This window comes from Geminicoccus sp., from assembly GCF_036263595.1.
GTDB lineage: Bacteria > Pseudomonadota > Alphaproteobacteria > Geminicoccales > Geminicoccaceae > Geminicoccus.
Genome location: NZ_DATAGQ010000022.1, coordinates 1 through 12,209 on the forward strand (window position 1 = coordinate 1; position 12,209 = coordinate 12,209).

Genomic DNA, 12,209 nt, shown 5'->3' on the forward strand with positions numbered 1-12,209 from the left:
GCACGAAGATGCGCTCGGGCATGTCGACCGTGATGTCGAGATTGGCTTGGTAGCCGAGCCCAGCCGTTCCATCCTCCGACTCGGCCGGCGCACCCGGACCGGTTGTCGGCTCAATGACAGGAATCGTTCCGCCCGTTCCGCCGTCGGGAATGGAGATTTCTGCCCGATCGACCAGGAAGCGCCCCGTGACATTGGCAGCCGCACTGTCGCCGGTAACGTTCAGGTCTCCTCCCAGCCGCAGGAGGAGATCGTCGCGATAGACCGGCCGGAACTCGTCCAGGCGGATCGACACCTGGAACGGCAGGTGCGGCCGGCCCAGGTCGACATTGCCACTACCGCTCAACCGGCCTGACCCACCATCAGTCGCGCTCAGCCGCTCGATGCGGATCTGGCGGCCGGTGGCCTGGAGGGCAAGGTCCAGATTGCGCAGGGCCACACCACTGCCGGTGTCGGCGAATGTGGCATCGCGAATCTGCAGGCTGCCGTTGGCGGCTGGCTGGTTAAGCGTCCCCGACAGATGCAGGTCGCTGACCAGCGCGCCTTGAACGCGCTGCCCATCGAGTGCGGCGAAGCGTGCAATCCGGGCGAGATCGGCGGAGCCGGTCAGTGCGCCGGCCAGTGGACCATCGGGTGGGAGCGCGACGTTGAATGGCTGTAGCGACAGCGTCAGCGGAGCCTGAGCCCTAAGCTGAAGTGGCGCCTGGCCGAGACCGCTGACATTCAGTTCGCCGCTCACTTGGCTGCCAGTCGTGTTCGCCGTGAGGTCGAGATCGAGTGGCGTCCCGGTCGCGACGGTGCCGTCGTTGACCCCGATCCCGCGTCCCCTGCCGGTAAGCTCGATCCGCGGAGCGCGAAGAGTGCCGGCCAGCGCCAGGTCCGCCTGGACCTGCCCTGACAAGGGCGGCACACCCAGGCTCTGGAGCGCAGCCAAGTCCAGGCCACGTAGCCGGATCGATCCATCGGCACGTTCACTGGCGAGGGCGACACTGCCAGACAGGCTCGCCTGGTCGTAGCGCAGGTCCAGGTTCGACAGGGCGGTGCGCGTCGGCGACAACTCGATCCTGGCTGCCTGTTGCAGCCGGAGCGGCTTGTCGGCGATGGTGCCGGCGAGCATGGTCAAGTCGACGACGGTGCGGTCACCGTCGCGCCGGACGTTGGCACCCGCCTCGATCTGGAGCGGCACCGTGGCCTTGCCGTTGGTGCTCGCCGTGACGGTCAGTGCTTCGAGGGAACCGCTGGCGCGTAGCGTCGTGCGGGTTAGCTCTACGCCTGGGCGCTCGATGCCATCGGCAACCAAGTCGGCGCGCAGGCCGGGCGTGGCCAGCAGATCGCTCAGCGCCGCTTCGACGGTAAGCGCATCGACCGTCACCACGCCAGGCATGCCGAGGCCGTTGCCCCTGACGGATGCCTTGGCACTCTGTCCTGCAGCTCCGTTCGCCTGCAGGTCCAGATCGAGCCGCCCCTGCAATGGCACCCCGGCGAACGGCTCCAGCGCCCCCAGATCCCTCACCCCGCCGACCAGCTTGCCGGTCGCCGAAACGGGAGCCGTCTGGATCGTGAAATCGCCGTCCAGCGCCAGCCGCCCTGGGCCACGCAGCTCGATCGTCGGCAGTGCCACCACCGGGCCATCCTTGCGGAACCTGGCCTTCAGGGTTAGGGGCTCCTGGCCAGGGGCGACGGCAAGTTCCAGCGTACCGCCCGGGGCGGCAATCAGATCCTCGCCGTCGAGCCGGGCCGTCACCTTGCCTAGTCTGCGCCCGGCGGCATGGATGTCCTCCCCGTCCAGGCGGACCTGAATCTTAGGCTGGGCCAGACTTCTATCCGCGGTCATGTCCACACGAACCCGCCCAGCCAGATCCGTAGCAGCGATGGCGGATGCCTTCGACAGGTCGGGCATGTCGACCTGCAGCGTACCCTGCAGTGCCTCGTCGCCAAGGTTGTAGGCTCCGCTGCCGGTCGCTGACAGCGCAGCCATCCGCAACTCCATCCGTGCGAGTTGAGCTAGCCGGATGCCGCTATTGTCTTCCGCAGGGGCGATGCTCCCCTCCATGTCCAGCGTGACCTTGTCTCCGACCAGGTCGGCGTATCGAGCAGGCAGCCCGGACAAGCCGTCCGCGCGCACGGCAACGGTTGCCGCCGGTTCGGAGGTGGTCCCTGTCGCCCTGACTTGCAGATCTGCGCTTCCGTGGGGCTCTCCACCCAGCCAGCGGCCGAGGAAGGCCAGATCCTCGGCCCGTCCATTCAGGACGCCGCTGATCGCGCCGCTCGTGGGTACATAGCTGCCCGTACCGTCGACGACGGCGGATGCCGTCTGCAGTTCGAGCTGGTCGAGGGAGAGGGTGCCATCCTCACGTCGCGCGGCCCGCGCCTGCAAGGATGGCGAAGAGCCCAGCACCGCCGCCACATCGTCGGGCAGGCCAGCAAGCTCATTGACTCGCAGCTGTGCCGTTCCGGCCGGTGCTGACGAAGTTCCCGTAACATCGACGTCGAGGTTGGCCCGACCAGCCAGAGGCTGCCCTGCCAGGGCGGCAAACCTGCCAAGATCCGCCGCGACTGCCTTGATGCTGGCCGAAACCGGCCCGCCGTCCAGGTCGACCGCTCCCTGACCGTCCAAGGTGACGGCCGCCGTCTCGGCGGACAGATCGTTGACGGTGATATGGCGGAAATCTTCGATCAATGCCTGGGCGGCGACAGTCACCTGCGGTCCCAGGACCTCCCGGAATTGGAGCGGCAATCCATCGAGCTCGGCCAGCTTCAGCGAGAAGCTGCTGTCACCGTCGCCACCGCCGGCATCCGTCGTGGCAAAGGCAAGGTCAAGCGAGCCATGGCCGGCCAGCGCCTGCCAGTCCGGCGGAAGGAACGGCTGCAGCACGCCTAACGACGGTACATCGCCCCGCAGCGTGCCGTTGCCCTGCAGGCTATCTGTGTCGATATCTGCCTGGCCACGCAGGGTCGCACCCAGTCCGACGACGTTCAGCTCGGCGAGCCGCACCTGTCCGTCCCGCTCGGCCGCTCCTGCCGCAGAAAGCGTCAGCGGTCCCTCCTCGGGCATGTCGACTCCCGGCAAGTCCAGCCCGGATGCCGTAGCCGTCAGATTGAAGTCACCCGAATCGAGCGTTTCGCCCAGCGGCGAACCAGCCTGCAGGTCCAGCTCGCTGTCCAGCTTCGCCAGGGAGATCTGGTTGAACCTGAAGTCGGCGCCGTCCAGGCGCAGTTCGGCGGCGGGTTTCGCGCGCGTGCCACCCAGTGACAGGATCGCCTGCAGCCTTCCGTCCAGATCGGTGCCGGCCAAGCCTGCGAAGCTGCCAAGATCCGGAATGTCGGCCGTGAACCGGCCGCTCGGGCCATTCTCGTCGGCCGGCACCCTTGCTTGTCCGGACAACTGCAAGGCCGCCAGAACGACGCGAAGCTGGTCGAGCTGTACGGCGCCGTCACCAGCGACATGACCACGCAGCGCAAGGTCCACCTTGTCACCCACCAGCGGTTGCATGTCGGCCGGAAGCAGGCCAGCCGCAGGACGCACCTCGCCGTCGATCCCGACCGTTGCCTGATCAGCGATCCCAAGCATGAGGTCGGCATCGGCCGCTGCCACGTTCGCGAGATCCAGGTCGAGCCGACCGCGCCAGTCGTCGAGTGGACCATCGCCCCTGATCGAGAGCTGGAGATCGCCCGCATGCGGCAGCCCGGCCAGCTTGCCGGTCAGGCCGCCGGTCTCGCTGGCCGTCAGGTCGACGTCCAGGTGCTGGGTGGCGAGGTCGACGATGCCCGACAGCGCCAGCGTGAGATCGGGCTGGTCGATCCGCCGCAGGTCGAGGCGTGTATCCACGACCTTGCCATCGTTCCTGGCAGTCAAGGCGCCGTCGAGTGTCAGTACCGCCGGTTCGCCAAGCACGGGCCGGGCCAGCTCGATCCGGTCGATATGGAGCCTGTCGACCAGCAGCTTCGGGATCGATCTCGGCAGTGCCGTCGGGTCGGGCAGCGAGAACGGTTCGGGCGGTGGCTCCGGTGAGGTGGAAACAGGGGTGCGCAGCATCGCGATGCGCTGCGCACCGATATTGCGGACATGGACGACGCCGGCGAACAGCTCGGTCCAGGCCACGTCGAGACGGGCCTGATCGGCCTCCAGCCAGACCCCTTGGCGGTCGGCGAGCGTCAGCCGCCCCATGGAGGGGGAGAAGGGGATGGATCCGCCGAGGCCGGTGATCTGCACCTGCATGTCGGTGTCGGCGGTCAGCTCCGCTACCTTCGCGGCGAGCCAGGATTGCACGACCGGCAGCTGCACGGCCGCAAGCAGAACGACCATCAACAACAACGGGACCGCCACCAGGATCCCCAGGACGGTCGCTCCGCGACGCAGCCACTTCAACCGACCATGCTCCTTTTCACCCCGTGACCTTGCCAGATCGGCACCTTGAGGACCAACGGCGGGTGAATCCCCGACGTTCCTTCCATGCCTGACTTGTACGTGGATCGGCGGTCAGAAGGCCTGCCCGATGCTCACATAAACCTGAAAAGCATCGTCGATGCCGGAACGGCGGTGCACCGGCACCGCCACGTCCAGGCGGACCGGCCCGATCGGCGTGTAGTAGCGGGCGCCGATGCCGGTGCCGACCTGCAGTTCGCCGCCGGAGAGAGGCACCGGATCATCGAAGGCAGAGCCGGCATCGATGAAGGCCACGAGCCCGAAGGTCTCGTTGATCCGCCAGCGGATCTCGCTGTTGACCTCGACAAGCGACAGGCCACCCAGCGGATCGTCATCGGCATCAAGGGGGCTTGCCAGCTGGTAGCCGATGCCGCGGACGGAGCCGCCACCGCCGGCATAGAAACGCTCGTCCGGCGGCACGTCATCCCTGTTCTGCGCCGTGATCGTGCCGATCGAGCCCCGCAAGGCCAGGACGAACCGTCGATCGTCGGTGAGCGACAGGTAGTGGCTGTAGGTGCCTTGCGCTTTCACGAACGCCGCGCCGGATCCGAGGGTATCGAAGTACGGCCCGGCATTGACGACGAGCCGGCCGCCGGTCGTGGGATCCAGGAAATTGTCGGTGGTGTCCCAGTTCAGACCGGCCGGGAATGACACCAGGCCATAGGTTTCCCTGCTGCCCTCCTGCTCCACGTTGGACAAGCGGTAGGAGACGCCGAGTGTGCCAGTGAGGCGGTCGCCCAGCCTGCGCTCGATCGCGGTGCCGATCTGGATCGAATCGCTGGTGTAGGCCTCGACGTCCTCGTGCTTGATCGAGCTGTCGATCAGGAGACTCTGCTGGCGTGCAAGGAAGTCGGGTTTGCGGAACTGGCCGACCAGTGCGTAGCGTTCAGCCGAAATGAGCGCGCTTACCGCGACACGCTCGCCGGCGCCGAAATAGTTGCGGTGCTCCCAGGACGCCGACACGCCTGGGCCCTCGTCGGTACGGTAGCTGGCGCCCGCGGCGATCGAGCGGGGCGCGCGCTGGCTGGTGACGAACTGGACGGGCAGTCGGCCCGTCTCGTCCAGCTGATCGGGGGTGATCACCCGAACGGTCGAGAACAGCTGCGTATCCACGAGGTCGCGCCGGGATTCTTCCAACGCATCGGGCGAATAAGGCTCGTTCTCGTGAATGCTCAGGCGGGCACGCAGGAAACCCTCGTCGATCCCCTCGATGCCGGTGAAGGTAATGGCACCGAAATTGGCGGCAGGGCCGGGTTCCACGGACAGAACCAGATCGAGCGTTCCCCTGGTGGGATCGATCTCTGCGCTGCGCTGCCCGATCTTGACCAGAGGGCGGCTTTGCCGGCGGACGATATCGACCAGGCGCTGCTCCGCCGAGAGGATGGCTTCGGCATTCACCGGTGCGCCATCCACCAGGCCCAGCTCTTCGGGGGAGGGAAGCTTGACTGCCGACGTGTCGGGTCCGACCGCCTCGATGCGGGGCTGGTTCAGCCGGTAGCGTTGGCCCGGCTGCAGCGTGAAGATCAGCTCACGCGGCCGTAGCGGATCGCTCGCTTGAGCGGCATTCTCGACGTCGGTCCCGTCGGCCGGCGCGTCCTCGAGACGCCACTCCACCTGCCCGTCATAGTAGCCGAGCGACTGCATCGCGCGGGTCAGGTTGCCGACATCCCGGAGGGCACGCTGCGTCAGGACGAGTTCGTCGACCGGGGGCTGTTCCTCCCCGCGCTTGGCATCCGAAGCCCGGTCGAGCATCGCCGACAGCTCAGGGTCGATAGGTCCCTGGAACTCCACCGTATACGGGATGCCCGGATCGGGCTCCTGCATCGCCAGCTCGTCGTCCGCTTCCTCCGCACATGCGCCGAGGGCCAGCAACAGGCAGACAAGTGCCAGCCGGAACACGGTTCTGGTGGAGAGCCGCTCGAAGAGGTTCACGCGCGGCCTGCCAGCGGCTTGCTTCGAGATGGCCCCTGGTTTGCAGGGATGTTCTTCTTGCCGAGCACTTCCTGCATGGTTCCTGTTGTACGGCCGACGTCGGGCACACATTCGAGACTGACGCCGGACACCGCAAACGAGAAATGGCAGGTGGGACCCGGTTGCCCCGGTGCTGGCTGGTATGAACATCCATCCAGAAACAACAAGCATGTCCGGGAGGTTCCAGCGCATCGCCGTGATCGCTGATACCAGCGATCTGCCTCTCTAGCTCATCTCTTCGACGTTCGTCTGGAGATACCAGCGCTGGTCCTCCTCCAGGCCGACCGCGCTCAGTTTTCCGGTCCAGCAGGCTCCGGTATCGATCCCGATGCGATGACGCCGCTCGGTCGGATGAGTTTCGACCGTATGTCCGTGGATCACCACCTTGGGCAGTTCGCCCGGATGGCTCAGGAAAGGCTCCCGAACCCAGAGCAGGTCCTCGACCGACTGCTGGTCGAGGGGCTTGGTCGGCATGACCCCAGCATGCACCATGAAATAGTCGCCGATGGAAAATCCCAGCTCCAGTCCGCGCAGGAACCTGCGGTGCTGTTCTGGAACGCGCAGGCGCATGGCTACCTGTGCCTCGACGAACCGCTCCTCCTCGGCCTTGGTGGGATCAATCCGCACGCCGTAGCTCAGGAGGGTCGCGTCGCCCCCGTGCTTGTACCAACTCGGTCCATAAGCCGGGTCATCCAGGAACTCGCGCAGCCAGAGGTCATGGTTGCCCATGAGGTGGATCGCCTGGAAGCCCTCGGGCGGTCCCATGATCAGGTGCTGGAGAACCTGGCTGCTTTCCGCCCCCCGGTCCACATAGTCGCCGAGATAGACGATCCAGGCCCGGCAGCTGTCGCCCCGACCGTAATGGTCGTCTGCCACCATCTGCTCGAGCTGGCGGAGCAGCCCGAGTCGCCCGTGCACATCGCCGACCACATAGACCCGGATTCCACGGGGCAGGCGGGGCGAGCGACCGCCCACGGACGGCGTAGGCCTTGCAGCCTCCTCTCGCCCCTTCCGAAACAGCCTCGTCAGCAAACCCGGTCCCACCTCGTCCAATGCCCCGACCAGCCTCGTCTCTGCTTGTGGCCCTTCGACCACAACCGGTTGCCGCAGCGGCATTCAGCGCCCGCTGTCGGCTATAGACGGTGGCCGTGTCGGTTGTCAGCGCCATCCTCAGATGTCTAAAGATCGTCCGATCGAGATGCACCGGCGGCCTTTCCCCGGAAGCTTACTTCAATGTGCCTTCGGCCACGAAGGCGAACGTAGAGGATCTTCCTGATGCGCTTGTCCTTGCTGAGCACCACGGCTCTGGGTGCGCTGCTCGTGCTCTCAAGCGCTGCTCTCGCCCAGCAGACAGGGGGCCAGGCTGCCGGGGGGCAGTCCGGTGGATTCATCGCATGGCCCGACAGCGAGGACGACGACGACGACAACACCATCGGTCGGGCGCAGCAGCTTCTGGACAACCGCTATCAGGTGAGCGGGCAGGAAGTTAATCCGAACGTTGCCGTTCAGGATCGTCCGCGTCCGGATTACGACCCGCTCGGGATCCGGGCCGGGACCTTCCTTCTCTTCCCGAGCATCGATACCTCGATCTCCTTCGACAGCAACGTCAATGCGACGGAGGACGACGAGGACAGCGACATCATCCTGGGGGTCACGCCGGAGATCAACGCCACCAGCACCTGGTCGCGTCATCAGTTGAATGCATCGGCCTATATTGATGGCGGGAAGTACCTCAGCGAAGACCAGAACGACTTCCTCGATTTCGGCCTGGGTGTCGGCGGGCGGTATGACGTCTCCCGCGCGGGGTCATTTCGTGCTCAGGCGTCCTATGATCGCTTGCATGAAAGCAAGGACGACCCAGATCGCGTCGTTTTTGGTGACAGCGAGATCGCCGAGTACGACCGCTACGTGGCCAGAGGCGGTTACCAGCACCGGTTCAACAGGATCACGCTCGCCGGCGACCTCCTCTACCGGCTGTACGACTACGACTCGTTCGAGGTTGATGGGCAGACGGTCGACCAGAGCGTCCGAAACAACCAGCAGTACGGCGGAAACCTGCGCGTCGGTTACGCGCTGTCGCCACGGATCGGCGTGTTCACCCAGGCCAACTATCTCTTCTACGACTACGACAACGAGACTTCTGGCGGGCGAGACCAGGACTCGGAGAAGTATGGCCTCAGTGTCGGCACGTCGCTGGATTTCACGTCGATCCTGTTCGGTGAAGCGTCGATCGGCTACCAGAAGCAGGAGTACAAGAGCGACGCCTTCGAGAACCAGGATGGTCTCTCGGCCGATGTCGCACTGACCTGGAACGTCACGACACTCTCCACACTGCAGCTGATCGGATCTCGTGACTTCCTGCCCTCCAGCTCGGGCGGCACGTCCCGCCTGTCGACCGACGTCGCCCTGGTCGGCCATCATGAACTGCTGCGTAACCTGATCCTCAACGCACAGCTCGTGTACGAGAACGAGGACTACGAGCAGACCACCTTGGAGCGCGACATCTACACGGCGGGCTTTGGTGCAGACTACCTCCTCACTCGCAACTTCAGTGCTGGTGCCGAGTACGAATTCCGGACGCAGGACTCGACGTCCGAGGGTGGAGACTACGACAAGCATGTCGTGATGCTGAGGCTGCGTGCGCAGATGTAGGCAGTGGTGACTGCGGCAACATCCGCAGCCACGGCAACGGCAGGATCCTTGCCTAACGCGCTGGCAGGCCACAGAATGTGGTTGCATGGAGCCATGACATAACTTGGCCCTCGCCTGACCTTGGGACGTTCCGCATGACGCGCTCGATGACCATGAAACTGGCTATGCTGGTTCTCCTGGCACTTTCCGCTATCGGCTTGTCCGCTTGCGGCGCCGGTACTTCTACACCCCCTAACGTCGTCGGCTCGGCCGAGGCACCGGAGGTCGTGCCGACTACCGAATATCAACTCGGCAGCGGTGACCGGGTGCGGGTCATCGTCTTCCGTCACGAGGATCTGTCCGGCGAGTTCCAGCTGGATGGCACCGGCCGCTTCGCGATGCCGCTGGTCGGCACCATCGACGCCAACGGCCTGACCACCCGCCAACTCGAAGAGGCGATCCAGAAGGCCTACACGGACGGCGAATATCTGATCCAGCCGCAGATCAGCGTCGCGGTCACCAACTTCCGACCGTTCTACATTACAGGTGAGGTCAATCGGCCCGGTTCCTACGAGTATGTGGACGGCATGACCGTGGACCAGGCGATCTCCCTGGCAGGCGGGTTCGGCTATCGGGCGGCCAAGGACGAGGTGATGCTCAAGCGCGGCGGCTCGAATGCTCCGAGCGTGATCGTCGCGGGCGGACAGCGCGTGTCGCCCGGTGACATCATTGAGGTACCCGAGCGCTTCTTCTGATCGGGCCGGCAGGGCGCCGGCGGCTCCGTCGGTGCCCGCCATGCATGAGAGCCGGGGGCGAAGGATGAAATCGTTCTTCGCGTCCGTGGCCGCCTATCGTGACCGCCGCATCCTGTTCGTGCTGCTGCTGGGGTTCTCCAGCGGCTTGCCGCTTCTCCTGGTTCTGTCGACCCTGAGCGCACGCCTGCGGGACGCGGAGATCAGCACGGGCACGATCGGGCTGTTCGCCTACGTGCTGGCACCCTACACTTTCAAGTTCGCCTGGGCACCGCTGGTCGATCGGGTGCCGGTTCCCGGCCTGACCCGTCTCCTGGGCCGCCGACGCAGCTGGCTGCTCGTCACCCAGGCTGGGCTGATCGGCTCGATCGCGATCCTGGCTCAAGTGGATCCGGCTCAATCCACCCTGAGCACGGCGTGGGCCGCTCTGGCCGTGGCATTCTTCGCCGCGAGCCAGGACATCGTGATCGACGCTTGGCGCGTTGAGGTGCTTCCAACCGAGAAGCTGGGAGCGGGAGCGGCCGTCGTCGTCGTCGGCTACCGCATCGGAATGTTCGTCGCGGGCGCGGGCGCGCTCTTTCTGGCGGACCGGCTTGGCTGGGCGGAAACCTATACGGTGATGGCCTGGCTCGTCCTGGTCGGCGTGGCTGCGGCGCTGCTGGCGCCAGAACCGTCAGCTCCGTCCGCGCCGGCAGAGGCCGATGTGAATCTCATGGGCTGGTTCGCCCAGGGCGTGGTGGCGCCGTTCAAGGACTTCTTCGCCAGGCGCGGAACGACCGTAGGCTGTATGATCCTGCTGTTCATCTCGCTCTACAAGGCGTCGGACGTCATGCTGACGCTGATGGCCAATCCGTTCTACCTCGACCTTGGTTTTACCAAGACGGACATCGCGGAGGTCTCGGGGACATTCGGGCTGTTCGTCGGCCTGTTCGGTGGTGTGCTGGGTGGTGTGGTGGCCTATCGCCTGGGCCTTCTGCGCGCGCTGCTGGTCACCGGGCTGCTGCAAGGCGCCTCCAACCTGACCTTTGCTGGGCTCGCCGTGCTGGGTCCGGTCAAGCCTGCCTTCTATGCCGCGATCCTGGTGGAGAACCTGACGGGCGGCATGGGGACCGCGGTCTTCGTCGCCTACCTTTCCTCCCTGTGCACGACCCACTTCACGGCGACGCAGTACGCCCTGCTGACCTCGTTCATGCAGCTGTTTGCCAAGTTCGTGATGGTCCCGTCGTCAGGCTTCGTGGCGGAGGCGATGGGATGGCCCGGCTTCTTCGTGCTGTCCGCCCTGCTCGCCCTTCCGGGCCTTGGACTTGTCCTGTGGCTCCGGCGGCAGGTCGAGGTTACAGATCGGCCCGTGCCTCGTGCCGGGCTCGAAGCTAGTTCCGGATGATCACCCGGCAGTCCCCGCCGTCATCCTTCAATCCCTTGCAGAGCGCTTCGGCATCGGCGCGTGCCATGTAGGGTCCCACCAGCAGCCGATAGAACCGACCGCGACCCTCAATATCCACGAAGGTCGCCGGCAGGCGATCGGTCGTGCCAAGCCGCCTGTACCGCTGACGCAGCGCCAGCCAGGCCGCGTCGATCTCGCTTTCGCTTCTCAATGCGACCAACTGCACCGCATAGGTTCGTCCAGACTTTCTAGCCGGTGTCCTCGCCTGCTCCGTAGTGGCTGTCTTCGGCAGGTCGGGCTGTGGCGACGCCTTCGGCAGTTGGGCGGTTTCGACCGCGGCAGTGGATGGCCTCGGCATGCTGCGCAGCCTGGCCTCGGTGTTGCGCATTTGCCGGGTGAGCGGATGCCGGTCGCCCAGGGCCCGCTCGGCCACATAGGCGGCCCTGGAGGCGAGTGCCTGCGCCACCTCCAAGTCGCCCGCCGCGGCCTCGGCCAGTGCCAGGTTGTAGGCGGCACGCGCGGTGTCCGGATGATCCTTGCCCTGCGAATTCTCAGCAGCCGCGAGAGCGGCGCGATGAGCGTTCAAGGCTCCGGCCTGATCGCCCTTTGCGGCAAGCACCAAGCCCAAATTGTTCAGCGTGGCGGCCGCCGCCGCGCTGCCGGCCTCGCCCTGCTTTTGGTCGATCGCGTAGGCGCGGCGCAGCAGCTTCTCCGCTTCCGGCAGCTGGCCCGCACGGCGCAAGGCTTCCGCCAGATTGTTCAGGTCAAGGGCAAGTTCAGGGGAGTCATCGCCATTGCGCTCTTCCGACAGCTCGACCGCACGGCGCAGCTTGGGGATCGCCGCGTCGAGGTCGCCTTTTCGATAGAGATCGACGCCCTCCAGATAGGCATCCAGAAGTGGATCTCCCGAAGCATGGACAGCCGCAAGCGCGGAAAGGCATAACAGTGTCGCCGTCAGCAGGATCGACGTGACACGCTTGCACAGCTGTTCGATGCTGCGTACCGGACGCATCGTCTGCGCCAATGGAACCCCCGACGACATGTCCAC

Annotated in this window: 7 protein-coding genes; 3 read left to right on the forward strand and 4 right to left on the reverse strand. The window is 65.6% G+C overall.

Annotation, left to right across the window (positions count from 1 at the left end; genetic code table 11):
* The 3 genes from VHL31_RS01450 to VHL31_RS01460 all read right to left on the reverse strand — a co-directional run.
* On the reverse strand, positions 1-4,366 hold a 4,366-nt coding region (locus tag VHL31_RS01450; RefSeq protein ID WP_329659420.1), incomplete at its 3' end, for a translocation/assembly module TamB domain-containing protein.
* 111 nt (positions 4,367-4,477) lie between these two features.
* Positions 4,478-6,355 carry an autotransporter assembly complex family protein gene (locus tag VHL31_RS01455; protein WP_329659421.1) on the reverse strand — a complete coding sequence of 626 codons (1,878 nt, stop codon included), beginning with the start codon at positions 6,353-6,355 and terminating at the stop codon, positions 4,478-4,480.
* A gap of 264 nt (positions 6,356-6,619) precedes the next feature.
* Positions 6,620-7,369 (reverse strand): metallophosphoesterase, encoded by a 750-nt coding sequence (locus VHL31_RS01460; protein ID WP_329659422.1) that lies wholly within the window; start codon positions 7,367-7,369, stop codon positions 6,620-6,622.
* Between the two features lie 300 nt (positions 7,370-7,669).
* Between VHL31_RS01460 and VHL31_RS01465 the strand changes: the two genes are divergently transcribed.
* From VHL31_RS01465 to VHL31_RS01475, 3 genes are all read left to right on the forward strand, one after another.
* A complete protein-coding gene (locus tag VHL31_RS01465) occupies positions 7,670-9,046 on the forward strand; it encodes an outer membrane beta-barrel protein (protein WP_329659423.1) in 1,377 nt (458 codons plus the stop codon).
* Between the two features lie 134 nt (positions 9,047-9,180).
* Positions 9,181-9,780 carry a polysaccharide biosynthesis/export family protein gene (locus VHL31_RS01470; protein ID WP_329659424.1) on the forward strand — a complete coding sequence of 200 codons (600 nt, stop codon included), beginning with the start codon at positions 9,181-9,183 and terminating at the stop codon, positions 9,778-9,780.
* Between the two features lie 64 nt (positions 9,781-9,844).
* Positions 9,845-11,161, forward strand: coding sequence for an AmpG family muropeptide MFS transporter (locus tag VHL31_RS01475; protein WP_329659425.1), 1,317 nt, complete (start codon positions 9,845-9,847; stop codon positions 11,159-11,161).
* Here the strand turns inward: VHL31_RS01475 and VHL31_RS01480 are convergent.
* On the reverse strand, positions 11,148-12,209 hold the full coding sequence (locus VHL31_RS01480; RefSeq protein WP_329659442.1) for an SPOR domain-containing protein: 1,062 nt from the start codon (positions 12,207-12,209) through the stop codon (positions 11,148-11,150). The genes VHL31_RS01475 and VHL31_RS01480 overlap by 14 nt on opposite strands.

What these genes read in the sequence shown, in the direction of transcription:
- VHL31_RS01465 (WP_329659423.1), top strand. Translation starts at nt 7,670, where the DNA reads ATGCGCTTGTCCTTGCTGAGCACCACGGCTCTGGGTGCGCTGCTCGTG.
- VHL31_RS01470 (WP_329659424.1), top strand. Translation starts at nt 9,181, where the DNA reads ATGACGCGCTCGATGACCATGAAACTGGCTATGCTGGTTCTCCTGGCA.
- VHL31_RS01475 (WP_329659425.1), top strand. Translation starts at nt 9,845, where the DNA reads ATGAAATCGTTCTTCGCGTCCGTGGCCGCCTATCGTGACCGCCGCATC.